This window comes from Paenibacillus sp. JT22N7 (assembly GCF_059383875.1).
The window spans coordinates 34,528-50,313 of sequence record NZ_JBXENY010000017.1 but is presented as its reverse complement, the minus strand read 5'-3'; the positions used below and the strand labels follow the sequence as shown (position 1 = coordinate 50,313).

The 15,786-nt window shown below is 49.1% G+C and carries 14 protein-coding genes and 1 riboswitch; of the genes, 5 read left to right on the top strand and 9 right to left on the bottom strand.

From position 1 onward, the window contains the following. Nucleotides 1-16: 16 nt before the first annotated feature. Nucleotides 17-165: riboswitch (guanidine-I (ykkC/yxkD leader) on the bottom strand. A 58-nt stretch (nt 166-223) separates the two neighbouring features. After that, nucleotides 224-1,399 carry an asparaginase gene (locus AC50Y5_RS31240; protein WP_494865496.1) on the bottom strand — a complete coding sequence of 392 codons (1,176 nt, stop codon included), beginning with the start codon at nt 1,397-1,399 and terminating at the stop codon, nt 224-226. 187 nt (nt 1,400-1,586) lie between these two features. On the opposite strand from AC50Y5_RS31240, the gene AC50Y5_RS31235 reads away from it, so the two are divergent. Together AC50Y5_RS31235 and AC50Y5_RS31230 are read left to right on the top strand one after the other, a co-directional pair. Further along, on the top strand, nt 1,587-2,162 hold the full coding sequence (locus tag AC50Y5_RS31235) for a TetR/AcrR family transcriptional regulator (protein ID WP_494865494.1): 576 nt from the start codon (nt 1,587-1,589) through the stop codon (nt 2,160-2,162). A 94-nt stretch (nt 2,163-2,256) separates the two neighbouring features. Then, the gene (locus AC50Y5_RS31230) at nt 2,257-4,080 is read left to right on the top strand and encodes an alpha/beta fold hydrolase (RefSeq protein WP_056034864.1); all 1,824 of its coding nucleotides are present in this window, start codon (nt 2,257-2,259) and stop codon (nt 4,078-4,080) included. An 8-nt stretch (nt 4,081-4,088) separates the two neighbouring features. Here AC50Y5_RS31230 and AC50Y5_RS31225 read toward each other — a convergent pair whose 3' ends face one another. Next, nucleotides 4,089-4,724: a DUF2306 domain-containing protein gene (locus AC50Y5_RS31225; RefSeq protein WP_056034867.1), complete on the bottom strand. Its 636-nt coding sequence runs from the start codon at nt 4,722-4,724 to the stop codon at nt 4,089-4,091. Nucleotides 4,725-4,869: 145 nt separating this feature from the next. Between AC50Y5_RS31225 and AC50Y5_RS31220 the strand changes: the two genes are divergently transcribed. Both AC50Y5_RS31220 and AC50Y5_RS31215 read left to right on the top strand, forming a co-directional pair. Next, nucleotides 4,870-5,466, top strand: coding sequence for a TetR/AcrR family transcriptional regulator (locus AC50Y5_RS31220; protein WP_056034870.1), 597 nt, complete (start codon nt 4,870-4,872; stop codon nt 5,464-5,466). 119 nt (nt 5,467-5,585) lie between these two features. After that, the gene (locus AC50Y5_RS31215; RefSeq protein WP_494865491.1) at nt 5,586-6,608 is read left to right on the top strand and encodes an iron chelate uptake ABC transporter family permease subunit; all 1,023 of its coding nucleotides are present in this window, start codon (nt 5,586-5,588) and stop codon (nt 6,606-6,608) included. A 92-nt stretch (nt 6,609-6,700) separates the two neighbouring features. On the opposite strand, the gene urtE is transcribed toward AC50Y5_RS31215, so the two are convergent. The 6 genes from urtE to AC50Y5_RS31185 all read right to left on the bottom strand — a co-directional run bounded on the left by urtE (nt 6,701) and on the right by AC50Y5_RS31185 (nt 13,413). Further along, nucleotides 6,701-7,414 carry an urea ABC transporter ATP-binding subunit UrtE gene (urtE, locus tag AC50Y5_RS31210; protein ID WP_056034875.1) on the bottom strand — a complete coding sequence of 238 codons (714 nt, stop codon included), beginning with the start codon at nt 7,412-7,414 and terminating at the stop codon, nt 6,701-6,703. Continuing rightward, nucleotides 7,392-8,171 carry an urea ABC transporter ATP-binding protein UrtD gene (gene urtD, locus AC50Y5_RS31205; RefSeq protein WP_056034878.1) on the bottom strand — a complete coding sequence of 260 codons (780 nt, stop codon included), beginning with the start codon at nt 8,169-8,171 and terminating at the stop codon, nt 7,392-7,394. Before urtD ends, urtE begins: the two co-directional genes overlap by 23 nt. Next, a complete protein-coding gene (gene urtC / locus AC50Y5_RS31200; RefSeq protein WP_494865484.1) occupies nt 8,140-9,225 on the bottom strand; it encodes an urea ABC transporter permease subunit UrtC in 1,086 nt (361 codons plus the stop codon). Before urtC ends, urtD begins: the two co-directional genes overlap by 32 nt. A 24-nt stretch (nt 9,226-9,249) precedes the next feature. After that, entirely contained in the window at nt 9,250-10,155 is a 906-nt protein-coding gene (gene urtB / locus AC50Y5_RS31195; protein WP_056034884.1) for an urea ABC transporter permease subunit UrtB, read from the bottom strand. Nucleotides 10,156-10,265: 110 nt separating this feature from the next. Then, on the bottom strand, nt 10,266-11,528 hold the full coding sequence (urtA, locus tag AC50Y5_RS31190; protein WP_056034886.1) for an urea ABC transporter substrate-binding protein: 1,263 nt from the start codon (nt 11,526-11,528) through the stop codon (nt 10,266-10,268). Between the two features lie 487 nt (nt 11,529-12,015). Further along, nucleotides 12,016-13,413, bottom strand: a complete 1,398-nt coding sequence (locus AC50Y5_RS31185; protein WP_494865480.1) for an MATE family efflux transporter — start codon at nt 13,411-13,413, stop codon at nt 12,016-12,018. 158 nt (nt 13,414-13,571) lie between these two features. On the opposite strand from AC50Y5_RS31185, the gene AC50Y5_RS31180 reads away from it, so the two are divergent. Further along, nucleotides 13,572-14,456, top strand: coding sequence for an AraC family transcriptional regulator (locus tag AC50Y5_RS31180; protein ID WP_494865478.1), 885 nt, complete (start codon nt 13,572-13,574; stop codon nt 14,454-14,456). Between the two features lie 114 nt (nt 14,457-14,570). On the opposite strand, the gene AC50Y5_RS31175 is transcribed toward AC50Y5_RS31180, so the two are convergent. Continuing rightward, complete coding sequence (locus tag AC50Y5_RS31175; protein WP_494865476.1) at nt 14,571-15,731, bottom strand: peptidylprolyl isomerase; 1,161 nt, start codon at nt 15,729-15,731, stop codon at nt 14,571-14,573. Nucleotides 15,732-15,786: the final 55 nt, after the last annotated feature.

Below are 15,786 nucleotides of genomic sequence, written 5' to 3'. Positions count from 1 at the left end.
AGCCCGGGAGATTGTGATCTCCCAGGCTTTTATCCTTCCGTGTTACACAGCGGTTGCTGTCATCTCTCAATGGGTGCACGCCCGCCGTACGCCGTCTTTTGGACCAGACTTGATAAGGCGCAAGCATGCTTGCGGCCTGTCAACGGAACCCTGGACAGCTTGTCGTTCCCGATGTGTACAGCCAGCATAGGAACCATATGTTTTTCATCTAAAATGCTTTGTATTATGCAGCAGCTTTCACCGCAGTATCTTCCGGCACTTCCAGCGCACCGTAAGTAGTGAACCATTTTTGCATAGTTGGGAAATCGCTTGTGTAAGTCAGAGTCAGCATAAGCAGAATACGAGCATGAGCAGCATTCAAATTATCCCCTGCCAAAATCCCATCGCTGCCGCCATAAACATTGCCCGATCCGGTTCTTGTCGTCGTTACGAAAACAACACCCTTCTCAATCGCCTTCGTACGTTCTTCCCTCATTGCAGCGGAAATGCCGCCAGCTCCCGTACCCGCTGTAACAATCCCTTTCGCCCCGCCGTCTACGAAGCCTTTGATCGCCTCGCCGCCAGCACCTTGATACGAATAAGCAATTTCAACCTTCGAGAAGCCGGCCTTCGGCAGCTTGGACAGATCAAACGGCGTTGCCCACTCTGCATCGGTTATCAGCGCTCTTGTCGGCACGCGGTAAATTTGAATAATCGATTCATCAATGTAGCCCAGCGGGCCAAATCCTGGCGACTCGAATGTGTCGAGACGCATTGCATTTGCTTTCGTCACTTCGCGCACAGCATGAATTTCATCATTCAGCATGAGCACGGTGCCGAATTTCTTCGTCTTGCCGCTCGCCGCCAGCTTGATCGCATTGAACAAGTTCGCCGGAGCATCGCTTCCGATTACTGTCCATGGACGCATAGAGCCTGTAATAACAACCGGCTTCGAGCTGCGAACCGTAAGATCAAGGAAATAACCGATCTCCTCCATCGTATCCGTACCCGTCGTAACGACTACACCGTCGTATTTCTTCAACGCTGCATCTACTGTCATCGACAGGCTTGCCAGATCGTCCATCAGATAAGCCGATGAGCCTTTGTTGCCAAATTGCACAGTCTCAACGTCTGCCATCTTATCCAGATTCGGCAGACTCTTCACCATATCTTTAATTAAAAGCGTACCCGCACGGTACGTTTGAAAGCTTGTCTCATCCGTCGATTGTCCAGCAATCGTGCCGCCTGTACCAATAACCAGAATGTTAGGGAGCTTCGATTTCTGGAAGGAAGCAGGCACCTCAGGGAAAGCAATTGCCTGGATAGCTGCCTCGGCGGCCCCTACGGGAGAAATAAATGTTACGAGTGCGATAATGGCAGAAAGCGAAAAAATAGTCATCCTTCTAATAGATAGCATCATATCGAATCCCTCCAGTTAACAATAACGCAGTCATTATTGTATTATATTATCTCATATGTATATATTTAACAAGAGATTTTATAAGGGTAACTGGCATTCATTTTATGATAATGTGATAGGTTCTATTGAAGCAGTCTGCGCATGTGCAAGCATTGACAAAATAATTTTAGTGCTATACAGTACTAGTATGAAAACAAAACAATCCAACCGCGAGATTGCCTTGCACACGGCCCAACAGTTATTTTTGAGCAAAGGTTATTTGGTTACGAGCATGGATGACATCGTTGCTGCCAGCAAAGTGTCCAAAACGAACATCTATTATTATTTTAAAAGCAAAGAAGAGCTGCTGTCCGCCATTATTGAACGGATGATCAGCCAATATGAAAGCTTATTCCAGCACATTGGCGGGCAGACTGACACCCCTGTACTTGCACGTCTGGATAAACTAGTCCAGCTATTGACCGAGCAGGATGCACGCTGCCTTGGCGGCTGCCCATTTCTGACCCTCTATACGCAGGCGCCGCTGGAGAACGGACCATTCCGCGAGCAGTTCCGCCGTTTTTTCCAAAGCCAGCTTTCCTTTATCGAGCATTTGCTGCACGAGGGGATAGCGCTTAAGGAGCTCAAGTCCGACTTACCAGTCGAACCAACCGCCGCGCTCATGCTGTCTACGATTGAAGGAGCTTTATTTTTGCAGCATGCCAGCGAGAATCCAAATACCGTTCAACATGCGTTTCATGCTTTAGCAGCCTTGCTAAAGTAATTTTTTTGAACATTTTAGTACTAAATAGTACTATTTCTTGAGAAGATAATTACCTCTTAACTAATAAAATGATCGATACAAAAGGAGCAAGCACATGGCACATTTATTTGTTACGGGCGGTACAGGATTTATTGGACAACGATTGATACAGACACTTGCACAAACCAAGCAGCACATAACCGTTCTCGTTCGTTCTTTAAGCAGATATGAGCAGCTTTTGGACAAGCTGGACCTTCAGCAGCATAACGAGTACATCAAACCGGTATGCGGTGATTTGACGCAGCCTTTATTAGGTTTGAATGAAGAGGATTTGGCACGAGTGAAAACAGCAGAAGTCATTATTCATGCGGGAGGCCCTATGGATATCAGACTGAGCGACGAGCAGGCAAAACAAGTGTTTTTACAAGCCTCGCAGCATATGGCTGATATAGCCTCACTTATTCATGCGGAGACGACGCTGCGCCATTTTATCCATTTGGTCGGCTTTAAAAGCCCCTTTCGCAATGAGGATCTATCGCAAAAAGAGCAGGCTATTGCGTCTCTCAACCATGAGCCGCCTTACGAACAAGCCAAGTTCCTTGCAGACCTGCACATGCGGGAGCAAAGTACAAAGCAAGGCTATCCCCTGTCCGTCGTTCACCCCGGCGTCGTCATTGGCGATTCCGCAACAGGAGAGACGGAGCAGCTCGGCGGTCTAGGTCTGTTAGTTGATGCTGCACGCCGAAAGTTGATGGCGCTTGTGCCGGGAGGCGAGAAATATTGGCTGCCCCTGTTCCATCTCGATCACGCCGCAGCCTTTATCGCCGCACTTGCCCAAGAAGAGCAGCCCATCAGCCAAACGTATTATTTGCTGCAAGCAAAGGAAGACAACCCTAATATGAGGCAGCTTATTACAACGATGGCAGAGGAGCTTCGCGTAGCAAAACCCATTGGTTCTCTGCCTCTTAGCTTCTTATCCAAGGTGCTTGGAAGCCCGCTGGGCAGCAAGCTAGGCATTCCCCAAGAATCGCTGAGCTTTGTCGTAGACGATTCTTATTCGCTCGATTCAGCCCGACATATCCAACAAAAATATGCGCTGGACTACAGGGTAACGCCGTCCGCTCTGCGCCATACGATCACTGACCTCGATTTTCGCCTCTCGCATTCAGTGACGGCACATAAAGGCTACAAGCAGAGCAAGTTAGGCAATATGACTGCACTGCACAATAACAATAACAGCGGAAATCCGATTATTTTCATACCTGGCACCTTTAGCGGAGCGGATTGCCTGATTCCTCTGGCTAATCATTTTCAGAATGCCAACGTATGGCTCCCTGACCTCCCCGGGTTGGGCAGAAGCCCTTATCACCACAACTCCCATGTAATTGACGGCCACGTGGAGAGTTTTATAGAATCCATCGAAGCAATGGATACTCCCGTTACCTTAATCGGGCATTCTTACGGAGCGCTCCTCGCTGCCAAAGTCATGGAGCGCCTGCCGGAGCGAATTCAAGCGCTCGGACTGCTGCAGCCCGTTTTTCATCCGGCACCGTCCATGTATAAACAGCGCTGGCTTACAGAAATGGCGCTCTCACGCATGAGTGAGGCTGCGCTGGTGAAGTCGCTGATCAAGCAAAGCTGCTTCGAATCAGAGGCACAAATTCCAGCTGAATATATCCGTTATGTGCAGGAGGAGCTGCGCTCACCGCGGGTAAGAAAAACACTTGCCGAGCTATTGCGCGAACTGACACGCCCGCAAAGCTTTCAGCTATCGCCGGAGCAGTGGGATGAGAAGAAGGTGCATATTTTATGGGGAGAGAAGGAGCGGAATTATGAACTGCCTGATCGTTACCGCCATTTGAAGCTGAGCAGCCTTCCTTATGGGCATCATTTTCCGATTTCTCATCCAGAGCAAACTGCCCAGCTGCTGTTGCAATAGCTCCTGCATTAGGCAGGCCTACGTCTATAAATAAATTGAATAACCAACTCTGCAATTAGAAGGTTCAAGACAATAGATCCATAGACGCCGATCGTGTAGCTGGTGACGTAATCCAAGCCAAACCCTTGCTGCGATACAAATGTAAGGCTATGAATGAACATGTTTGTAAAGCAAAAAACATAGCTTCTTACCATCCATTTGCGATGCTTGACCACCTGCTTCTTTCTAATTTGAACAATTGCCGCAATTGTCATCGCTGTCCATGCCATATTGATTATATTGAAGGGAATGCTGTTGATTTTCCCGCCTGTCGTATAAGGGGCCATATAGCCTGAGCTAAGGACGACAACAAGAACGGCAATCAAATACACATAGCCATTGACACGGTGAAGCTTTCTAAAGCGGGCTAATACTTTTCCTGAAAAATTGACTGCCCCGGATACCATCGCAAGGCTTGCGAACACAATATGCACATACATGACAATCAGCCAGGCGGCCGCATTGGTCGGGCGTTTCGTTTTATGCTCCAAGAAGGCGGTCGCCTGTGGGTCATAGAAGAAATTTTGATAAACGACGTAACCGATGTAAATCACTGCTGCGGCAACCATTAAGGAATATAAGGACCTGCTTGATAGAGACTTCATAAGCTATTTCTCCTCCTCTTAAAAACCGAACCGTTCGGTATTTTTATTGTAGCTCATTCGCTTCTTTGTTTCATCTGCAAAATGTTACAATACTTAGACAACCATGAAACGAGAGCTGTAACTATAGAGAGGAGATTGACCGCCCATGCGTAAAGGAGAAAAAACACGCCGTCATATTATTATAAAATCGGCGGAGCTTTTTAATCAAAAGGGAATTACGGGATCGTCGATCCAGGATATTATTGAGGCAACTGGCGTAACGAAAGGCGGTATCTATCGGAGCTTTAGCAGCAAGGATGAAATTGCTCTTGAAGCTTTTGCCTATGCGGGAGAAGTGCTGCAAGAGCATTTCGAGAAGGCCGTGGGAAGTGCAGAAACAGCACTCGGCAAAATCATGGCGCTTTGCCATATTTACAGTGATACAGTCAACAATACTCCAATAAAGGGCGGCTGCCCGTTTATTATTAGTGCAGTCGAAAGCGATCACGCTTTTCCTGCTCTTCGCGGACATACGATTGCCGCTTTTGAAGGCTCGCTTGCCATGTTACAGGAGATTTTGAAGCTAGGCATAGCCAGAGGCGAATTTCGGGCGGATTGCGATTTAGAATCAACCGCCTCCTTTATCTTCTCCTCCCTAGAAGGAGGCATTATGGTCAGCCGGCTCACACAGGATAATAAATATGTGAATTATTCTATAGATAATATAGAAACATTTTTAAAGGCCACAATCGCCGTTTCTTAATTGAAAAATAGATTTGCCAGCGGTCGCCATACTAAGGTGATGAACAGTCCGGTTAAAATTTCCCTGCTATATTTCCGATATAAAGGAAAATAGATTTTTTCAGGAAGGACTACTGCTTCATGACAACACGTACGAAAGTGAACCCGCTGTTTGTCTCTGCCTTGTTTATTTTAGGGCCTATTCTGGTGATTGCTTGTTTTGCTTGGTCTTTGTCTACGGGGCCCATGGGGTTTACACTTAATGACTTTAAACAAGTTATTCTTGTAAAATATTGGGAGGCCGATGCGTACGTGGTATTGACGACATTGCGGCTCCCTAATACCATAGCCATTGCATTAGCAGGAGCAGCACTGGCCTGTTCCGCAGCTATGCTTCAAGGGCTGACACGCAATCGTCTGGCTGCACCCACAACTTTTGGACTGACAGAAATGGCAAGCCTCTCCTTACTCGTTACTTGGTCTAGCATAACTAGTATGCAAAATTCAATTAGCGTTTCTACTCTTACAGTAGCAACCACTATGGTAGGTTGTATACTAGGCTACATCCTTCTATACGCCGTTGTTCGTTTACTAAAAATTTCTACGTCCTCCATCCAGCTTATTTTGGCTGGCGCCTTCATTGGAACAGCCGCTCACTTTATCTTGGCGCTGCTTTATATGCTTAACCGATTTAGCGAGGAAGCCACTATCTCTTCCATTCGGGGGCATGGCATTTTCAAAGGAGAGTCATATACTCTGGCTTTTGTAATTATTGCTGCCCTAATTGCCGCCACCTTGATGTCCAGCCTTATTTCCAAACACTATAATAATGAGAGAAGCGCTGGAGTTATTGTTCACATCCTGTCCACTGTAATCATTACCATTATGACTGGCATTGCCGTATGGTTTGTTGGTCCCGTAGCATGTGTAGGATTTGCATCATCAGTCTTACTAAGTAAATGGTGTGGAAATAATTACAGCATTATTATTCCAGGCTCAGCTATAATCGGAGCCATTATCTTATTACTTGCAAATATATTCAGCAAATCTCTCTCCCCCATTTTCGAAATGCCGCTTGCCCAATTCACCAACGTGTTTGCCATTCCCTTATTTATTGTTATGCTATGGAGTTATTATCGCAAAAAGAAAGCCTTACTCTTCTAAAGGCTCCTGCCTAGAGTAAGACTTTCATTTTTCTCTTGTTATCTGCTTTGAAGCGGGGATGCCAGAACCGAGGTAAGGGATGAATCGGGGCATTAAACCGTCAAATACTTTTTGATTACGTCGTCGCTCAGCTGCGCGAGTGTTCCTTCCCATGCGATAGCGCCCTTTTCTAATATATAAAAATAATCGCCCACGCTTTTTACAAAGTCGAGGCTTTGTTCAACGAGCAAAATCGCCGTCTGGCCATCCGCCTTAATGGAACGAATGACCTCGCGGATATCATCCACGATGGAGGGCTGAATCCCCTCGCAAGGCTCATCAAGCAGCAGCAGCGACGGCTGCGATGCGAGCGCTCTGGCGAAAGCGAGCTGCTGCTGCTGCCCGCCGCTGAGATCACCGCCGCGCCGCGCATACATTTCCGGCAGCACCGGAAATTTCGCAATGGCATCGGGCGGGATCATATTCGCTTGTCCGCGCCCTCGCTTCTCCCGCGGCGCAGCCTCCAAGCCAATAAGAATATTTTCGTATACGGTGAGCTGCCCGAAAATCTCTCTTCCCTGCGGCACATATCCCATGCCGCTCTTCGCCCTTCTGCCCGGTGCGCGCTTCGTCAGATCTACGCCGTTGTAAGCTACTGTTCCATGGCGTGCTTTCAACAGCCCCATAATGCTTTTCATTAACGTCGTTTTGCCGACACCGTTACGCCCGAGCAGGCACACAACCTCGCCTGCCTCCACCTTTAACGATACATCGCGCAAAATAATGCTTTCTCCATAACCCGCCTCAAGCTGTTGAACGGCTAACATCTGCATCCCGCCTTTTTCCCAAGTACACCTCCGCTACCCGGTCATCCCGCTGCACATCCTCCATCGTGCCTTCCTTGAGCAGCTTGCCCTCGTGCATAACGGTCACCTTGCTTGCAAAGCTGCGCACAAATTCCATATCATGCTCAACGACAACGATGGAACGTTCACGCGCAATTTCCTGAAGCAGCTCCCCCGTCTTATCCGTCTCCTTATCGGTCATGCCGGCCACCGGCTCGTCGAGCAGCAAAATATCCGGCTCCTGCAGCAGCATCATGCCGATTTCCAGCCACTGCTTCTCGCCATGCGACAGCCCGCCAGCACGGCTATCTTCTTGATCTGCCAGCCCGATCATCTCCAGCTGCCGCTTCATCCGTTTCTGTTCTCCAGCCTGAAGCCTTGCAAACAGAGTAGCGAACACCCCGCGCCGCTGGCGCAGCGCGATCTCCAAATTTTCCAGCACCGTCATGGAGGGGAAAATAGATGGGGCCTGAAACTTGCGGCCGATGCCCAGCTCCGCAATTTGATGCTCTTTTTTTCGCGTAATGTCGATATCGCCATTGAATGTGACCTGCCCCTTTGATGGCCGCACCTTGCCGCAGATCACATCGAGCATCGTCGTTTTTCCCGCGCCGTTCGGACCGATTAGGAAGCGCAGCTCTCCTTTTGCCAAGGTAAGACTCATGCCCTGAATGGCTTTAAATCCGTCAAATTCTACCGTCACATCATTACACTGCAGGATACTCAATGGTTGGCTCATTTTTCGTCACCCTCCGCTTTTTGCCGAGCTTGATTTTGCCAAGCAGTCCCGTTAAGCCATTCGGCAGGAATACAACAACGATGACAAACATCGCACCGAGAAAATAAGTCCAGCCTTCGGGGTAAGAGGTGCTGAATTCGCTTTTTGCCCAATTGAGCAATACAGCGCCCAGCGCCGCCCCAATTAAAGTGCCGCGCCCGCCAATGGCCACCCACAGCACCATTTCAATGGAGGGCACGATGCCCATCATGGAAGGCGAAATAATGCCAACATGGAGCACAAACAACATGCCCGCGATACCCGCAAATGCGGCAGATAAAGTGAAAATAGCCATTTGGTACATCGCAGGATTATAACCGATGAAGCGCACGCGGTTTTCCCCGTCGCGAATGGCGCGAAGCACCTTGCCGAAGCGGCTGCCGACAACGTAGCGGCAAGCTACAAAAACAGCAATCAGCACCAGCACCGTAACAAAATATAAAATCCGCTTCGTATCAGGAGAGGCGAGCGGAGCTCCCAATATTTTGCCAAACCCCGTAACACCATTCGTCCCGCCCGTAAAAGCCTGCTGCCCGACGAGCAGCGTCGTCGTAATAATAACCAACGCCTGCGTCAAAATCGTGAAATAAACGCCACGAATTCGATTGCGGAAGGTGAAAAAGCCGAGAAATAGCGCCAGGAGCGCGGGCATTATTATGCCCATCGCTACCGCAAAGCCAAAGCTGCTGAACGGCTGCCAGAACAGTGGCAGCTCCTTAAGCCCGCTCCAGCCCATGAAATCCGGCAGCTTCCCGCCGCTCGCCTCCAGCTTCAAGTACATCGCCATCGCATACGCGCCAATTCCAAAAAAGATGCCATGGCCGAGGCTGAGAATGCCTGTATAGCCCCAAATCAAGTCCAGTCCTAGCGCCACAATAGCAAAAGCAAGAAATTTTGCGAGCAGATTGAGGCGGAAATCACTTAAAAACATCGGCGCCGAGAACAACGCCGCGGCCGCAGCCGCATAACCTGCCAAAATCCACAATCGCTGGGGTGATAACCTTCGCTGTTCCATTTTCACCCGTCACCCCTTTCCCTATTAATCAAGCGAGCGTGTACGCATTGCCACAAATCCGGAAGGACGCCATTGCAGGAACGCCACTATGCATAGGAACACCAGCACCTTGCCGAGCGAAGCATTCGTCCAATATTCAAACATTGTATTAAATACGCCGATCCCGAGTGCGCCAAGCACCGTACCAACCAGCTTGCCGACACCGCCAAGCACGACGACCATGAACGCATCAACAATATAATAGGTGCCCAGAGAAGGGCCGATTGGCCCCATCAGCGTTAAGGCACAGCCCGCAATTCCTGCGATACCTGAGCCAATCGCGAAGGTCATTGCATCTACGCGGCGGGTCGATACGCCAAGGCACGCCGCCATATCGCGATTTTGCATAACGGCACGCATGCGTCGCCCTTCAAGGCTGCGGTAAATATAGAAGTACATGGCGATCAGACAGGCCGCGACCAAGCCGACAATGAACAGCCTTTTGTAAGGAAGCACGACATCGTTCAATATGCGCATGCCGCCATTCAGCCATGAAGGGCTGGTCACCGCCACATTGGGAGCGCCAAATATGGACCGTGCTAGCTGCTGAAGTACAAGGCCTACGCCCCAGGTTGCCAGCAAGCTGTCAAGCGGCCTGCCATACAGATGGCGAATCAGGCTGACTTCCAGCAAAAGGCCAAACAAGAATGCAATCAGGAAGCTCGCCGGAATTGATAAAACAAAATACCAGTTGAACCAGGAGCCCGGCATATAGGCGTGAAACAGATTTTGCGTCAAATAGGTGGAATAAGCGCCAATCATAATCAGCTCGCCGTGGGCCATATTAATGACCTTCATTAAGCCGAACGTAATGGCCAGCCCCAGTGCGATAAGCAGCAAAATCGAGCTTACACTAATGCCATTGAACAGCTGCAAAATAAATACGTCCATTCCGCTCTTCACCTCCTGCGATGGCTTGCGCCATCGCCATTATCCCGCTGCTGTTATAGGCATTTCAAGCCCAAGGGGCGTTCCGAAAGCATGAGCCGAGCCTAAATTTCCTACTCAGATGGCTGTATGCTTGCAGCCCATTCATAGCTTTTCAAATAGGGGTCTGGCTTCACGGCTTCACCGGAATTCCACAGCTCTTTAAACTGTCCGTCTGCTTGAACCTCGCCAATCCTTACGGTTTTGTAAATATGCTGCGTCTCGCCGTCAATGCGCACCTTGCCTTCTGGCGCATCCCACTCCAGCTCCTTCGCAGCCTCCTTTACTTTGGCAACATCAGTAGAACCCGCCTTCTCTACGGCTGCTTTCCATAAGTACACTGCTGTGTATCCAGCTTCAATCGGGTCAGCCGTCACACGATCCTCGCCAAATTTCTTCTTATAATTCGCTACAAAAGCCGTATTGGCCGGGGTATCCGTCGTCTGATAGTAGTTCCATGCCGCTAAATGCCCTTCCAGCACATCAACACCGATGCCGCGGATTTCCTCCTCCGCTACCGATACCGACAATGTCGTCAAATCCTTTGCGGAAATGCCTGCATCCTTCAGCTGCTTGAAGAAAGCGACGTTGCTATCGCCGTTCAGCGTGTTAAATACGATGTCCGGCTTTGCTTCTTTGATTTTGCTAATAATGGTGCTGTAATCCGTATGTCCTAGCGGCGTGTATTCCTCACCAACCAGTTCTCCGCCCTTAGCCTTGAGCTGTTCTTTAATAATCAGATTAGCCGTGCGTGGAAATACATAATCTGATCCGAGCAGATACATTTTTTTGCCGCGATTTTCGAGGAGCCAGTCAACAGCTGGCACAATCTGCTGGTTCGTCGTCGCTCCCGTGTAGAAAATGTTCGGCGATGCCTCCAGCCCCTCATATTGCACCGGATACCAGAGCAGTCCATTCAATTCTTCAAATACCGGCTTCATCGCCTTGCGGCTCGAGGAGGTCCAACCCCCGAACACCGTCGCCACCTTATCTTCGGAAATCAGCTTGCGTGCTTTCTCGGCAAAGGTCGGCCAATCCGATGCTCCATCTTCAACGACCGGAATAATTTGCTGGCCCAGTACGCCGCCTGCTGCATTAATTTCTTCAATGGCCATCAGCTCTGCATCTCTTACGGACACTTCACTAATCGCCATCGTACCGCTGAGCGAGTGCAGAATCCCTACTTTAATGCCTTCTGCCGCCGCAGTTCCACTACTTCCCCCCGCGGTTTCCGAAGGTGTGGTTGAGGCTGTCTCTTTATTCCCCCCGCATGCCGACACTACAAGGCTAATAAGCAATAAGATCATTCCCGCTTGAATTACATTTCTGTTTTTCATTTCTCCACTCCCCTAAGTTAAGCATTATTTGTATAAGAGCTATCTAAAAACCGAACGTTAAGAGAAATTATGTATGGATCGTTCGTTCAGAGGCAACGTTCGCAGGTTCATTATAGATTGGCAATTTATCTCATGTCAATATATCTAACACAACTTTTTCTGATTCTATTTCATTCGACAAAAAACTTGTTTTTATGACATAATTATTCAGTCGAAAGATGATTCCAGCGCCTCATTTGCGCATCGCCTTACTCTCCCCTTTATATTAAAGTTATTTTATCTAACATGAAATTAGACTTCCAACTTGCTTTTGCGTAGCGCTATGCCCCTTGATCATTCGCTGCTCTTGTTCTCAAGCACAAAAAAGCAGCTATACGCTTAGCGCATAGCTGCTCTATCTATTGTTTATTGATACGATTTCCTTTTGTTGCGTCTGTATTTATCATCGCTTAATCTTGAACGGCACTTCAAAGCTCTGAGCCCGTCATTACTTAGCAAGTGCACCCGAACCCGCTGCTAAACCTTGTGCAGCCTTATGCTCCAGTTCATGCTGCCGCTCAGCTTTGAGCAGAAATTTCCTACCCCGCCAGCGCAGCAGAGCAAGTGTGCCCCGAATGTACTCATCCAAAATCATGCAGGCATAAATGCCGAGCAGACCCCAGCCCATCTCGATGCCGACCCAGTAGGCCAGCCCCGTTGCAATGAGCCACATGGAGATTAGCGAGCTCCACATCGTAAACCTTGTGTCACCGACTGCGTTTAGCGCATTTCCCATCGCCATATTGACCATTTTGCCTGGCTGCAAGATTAGGTTAAGTCCTAGCAGAGAGACGCCGAGCGCTATTATTTCATGATTTTGCGTAAATAAACCGAGCAGCTGCTTGCCGAATAAGAAGATAAGCGTGGCATTGACCGTAACGATGGCAAGCCCGATCCACATGGCGCGATACGCTATGCCATAAGCTTCTTTAATTCTTCCCGCTCCATACAAATGAGCAATTTGAATTTGCACAGCCAAAGCAATGGAATAGCCCAGCATAAAGCAAAACGATTCCAGTGTATTTAAATACGTTCGAGCTGCCAGCTCATTCGTGCCGAGCATCGCCAAAAAAGTATAAATAAGCAGCTGCGTAAACACCCAGCAGGACATATTGACGCCAAGCGGCCAACCGATTCTCAGCACATCGCCAAACAGCTTGCGGCTGAATTTTGCAAGATCGCGAATCCGAATCGTATGTTCAAAGGCATGCATGAACATAACAAACAGCACCGTGACGGCGAGCAGACGACAGATGACCGTCGATATCGCTACCCCTTTCAGCCCCCACTCCGGGAAGCCGAACGCGCCAAAAATAAACGCATAGTTGAGAACCACATGTACAATGTTCATGCCAATGGCTGTATACATCGGTCCCTTTGTATTGCCGGTGTTGCGAATCGCCGTACTAAGCGCCGCCATCAAGGAAATGAGCATCATGCCCCCGCCTACGATGGAAATATAAGTTTCAGCAAGCGGCATTAAATGCTCTGGCAGCTTGAGCAGCGAAGCAATTTGCTCCGGCATCGTATACAGTACGATGCTTAGCCCAATCCCAATTATGCCGCTCACACTGACTGCCATTATCGCAATCGTCCGTGCTTCCTCGCTTTTGCGAGAGCCCAGCTTTTGGGCAATGAGAATGCCGGCTCCACTCGCCACTGTAATAAACAGCGTCGTGAGCGCCTGAAACAGCTGATTGGAGAAGCCGACAACGGCAACCGCCTGATCGGAAATCCGGCTTACCATCAGCGTATCTGCCGCACCTAGCAAAAATTGTAAAAATAATTCAATAAAAATCGGCCATGCCAGCAGCCACAGCGAAAATTTTTTGTTCGTTACTGCCATTTTCCTATCTCCCTCTGGAGCCAGCCTTGCTCGCTCTTCCGCTGCTCTTGTATCATTCGTCATCTCAAATTATAGATGCTATACTGAGCATGATGTATCATTTTCAAAACCGAAACTATTAAGATACAAACTTCACAGCAAGGAGGAAGCACGGCCACATGACGATGATTCATTTGACGATTCCCCCGCTTCCCCATTACATTATAGGCGGCCTCTCCATCGCCCCGGCAGGACGCAGACACCCGAGCAGAAGAAATATTGGCGTGTTCGACCTGCTCGTCGTGACGAAAGGCTGCCTTTATATCGGTGAAGAGGAGCGGGAATATGAGGTGCATGCTGGTCATGCGCTCATTTTGCGGCCCGATGCTTACCATTATGCGACAATGGCATGCCAAGAAACTACAGCTTACTTCTGGATTCATTTCCAGACGACCGGAGCATGGAGCGTTTCAGAAAGGCTCGCCGATCAGCAGGCTGGCGGCGGCAGCCTTGAGCGTATACAAAATAATAACTATTACACGATGCCAACCTTTACAAAACAACTCCCGCAATTTGCAAAACTGCTCCAGCCTTCCCGCATGGACAGCCTGCTGCGGCAGCTTGTACAGTTGAATACGAATGATCATATTCCCGGCGTCAAGTGGAAGCAGCAGCTCGCTTTCCAGGAAATTATGGAGCAGCTTTCCGCCTCCTTGGAGGTAACTGGACCTTCTCCCTCCGCGTATTGCGCCGAGCAAGCCGCCTCGTATTTGCGTGAGCACTACCGTGATAACATAACCGCACAGGAGCTAAGCGAGGCCGTTAACTTTCATTCTGTCTACATTGCCAGATGCATGCAAAAAGAGTTCGGCTGCGCGCCCTTCGATTATTTAATGCGCTTCCGCTTGGAGCAGGCCAAGCTGCTTCTGCTTCAAACGGACCTTGCAGTCGCCCGCATTGCCGAGGAGGTCGGCTTCAATCAGCCTGCCTATTTCACCTCCTGCTTCTCGCGTTATGAGGGGCTCTCGCCGCGCCAATATCGCCAGCGCTTCTCGCATGGCTAAACGCGTGCGCCAAGCAGGCACAGCAAAAATCCCCATGCCGTCAGCTCTTTAGCTGGACATGGGGATTTTTGCGTATCCTTAAAGCTTATCGCATGCATGCGCGATAGGCGTTTATTACTTCGTCGCAGGCGATGCGGACGGTTCTACCGACGCGCTAGGCGAAGCCGATGCAGCTGGCGCTTGCGATGCCGCAGCAGCATCATCAGTTGCTTTCGCATCATCGCTTGCTGCCGGGGATTGCTCTGCACCTGGGGCAGGAGATTGCTCAGGCAGTGTAATTTTCACTTCTTGATTTTTCATATCTTCGCTCATGAAAGTGCTCATGTGGCTGTAAGCTACAGCGCTCTCTACTGCTTCTTTCGTCGTATCATCAAGCTTGTCATACGTCAGCTCATCGCGTTTCTCAACCAAAATGACATGATAGCCATATTCAGTTTCTACTGGCTCGCCAATTACGCCGATTTTTTGCGTCATAGCTGCATTTTTGAAGTTTTCAACCCAGTCGCCTGGCTTCGCATTTGCATATTGACCGCCAGCTTCTTTGGAGCCCGGGTCGTCCGAATAGACCTTAGCAAGAGCCGCCCAGTCGCCGCCCTCATCCAGCTTCGCTTTTACTTCTTTGGCAATTTTCAGCGCTTCTGCTTTCGTACGAATTTCCTTCGTTTCTTGCGTTTCCGAATCCGTTTCGCTTGTAGCCACTAAAATATGACGAAGGGTCACGGTCGAATATTTAGCAATATTCGTTTCGAACTCTTTCTTAAGCTCTTCGTCGGTCACTTTGGATTTCATGTGGTCTACGACAACCAGCATCAGCTTCATGTAGGCTTTTACATCGCTATTCGTGATTTTTTTTGCTTCCAGCTGCGTCTTCAGCTCGGCTTGCTGCTCCAGTGCCGCTTCAAAATCCGCATACTGCTTGTCCGTATCTGTAGTAGCCTGTTTCACCGTTTCTTCGCTTGCTTGAGCCGCCAAGATTTTGTAAGCAATGTACTGCTGCAGCAATTGCTCCTGGAACTGCGGCAGAGCCGTTACGGACTCATACCCTGGCTGCAAGAAATTAAATACCGCCAAATACTTGTTGAATTCAGCCTCTGTTACTTTGCCATTGTCCTTATAAGTAGCAACAGTCGCTCCTTCGCTTGTACCGCTGAACGAGGTACCGTTTCCTTCTTCTTTCTTCGAGCCGCAAGCCGCCAGTACCGTCATGACCAGCACTGCCGCGACTACAAGCAGAGCCAATCTGCGCCATGCCGATTTGCGTGTGTTGTGCAACATTAAGAAATCTCCTCTCAAATCATAAAGTTGATTGTATTGTAACAGATATGTGGGC

Bases quoted from the DNA above. Each gene is read 5' to 3' on its own strand.
- AC50Y5_RS31175 (WP_494865476.1), bottom strand. From the start codon at position 15,731: ATGTTGCACAACACACGCAAATCGGCATGGCGCAGATTGGCTCTGCTT.
- AC50Y5_RS31235 (WP_494865494.1), top strand. From the start codon at position 1,587: ATGAAAACAAAACAATCCAACCGCGAGATTGCCTTGCACACGGCCCAA.
- AC50Y5_RS31225 (WP_056034867.1), bottom strand. From the start codon at position 4,724: ATGAAGTCTCTATCAAGCAGGTCCTTATATTCCTTAATGGTTGCCGCA.
- AC50Y5_RS31185 (WP_494865480.1), bottom strand. From the start codon at position 13,413: ATGGCAGTAACGAACAAAAAATTTTCGCTGTGGCTGCTGGCATGGCCG.
- urtE (WP_056034875.1), bottom strand. From the start codon at position 7,414: ATGTTAGCCGTTCAACAGCTTGAGGCGGGTTATGGAGAAAGCATTATT.
- urtC (WP_494865484.1), bottom strand. From the start codon at position 9,225: ATGGAACAGCGAAGGTTATCACCCCAGCGATTGTGGATTTTGGCAGGT.
- urtD (WP_056034878.1), bottom strand. From the start codon at position 8,171: ATGAGCCAACCATTGAGTATCCTGCAGTGTAATGATGTGACGGTAGAA.
- AC50Y5_RS31180 (WP_494865478.1), top strand. From the start codon at position 13,572: ATGACGATGATTCATTTGACGATTCCCCCGCTTCCCCATTACATTATA.
- urtA (WP_056034886.1), bottom strand. From the start codon at position 11,528: ATGAAAAACAGAAATGTAATTCAAGCGGGAATGATCTTATTGCTTATT.
- AC50Y5_RS31230 (WP_056034864.1), top strand. From the start codon at position 2,257: ATGGCACATTTATTTGTTACGGGCGGTACAGGATTTATTGGACAACGA.
- AC50Y5_RS31220 (WP_056034870.1), top strand. From the start codon at position 4,870: ATGCGTAAAGGAGAAAAAACACGCCGTCATATTATTATAAAATCGGCG.
- AC50Y5_RS31240 (WP_494865496.1), bottom strand. From the start codon at position 1,399: ATGATGCTATCTATTAGAAGGATGACTATTTTTTCGCTTTCTGCCATT.
- AC50Y5_RS31215 (WP_494865491.1), top strand. From the start codon at position 5,586: ATGACAACACGTACGAAAGTGAACCCGCTGTTTGTCTCTGCCTTGTTT.
- urtB (WP_056034884.1), bottom strand. From the start codon at position 10,155: ATGGACGTATTTATTTTGCAGCTGTTCAATGGCATTAGTGTAAGCTCG.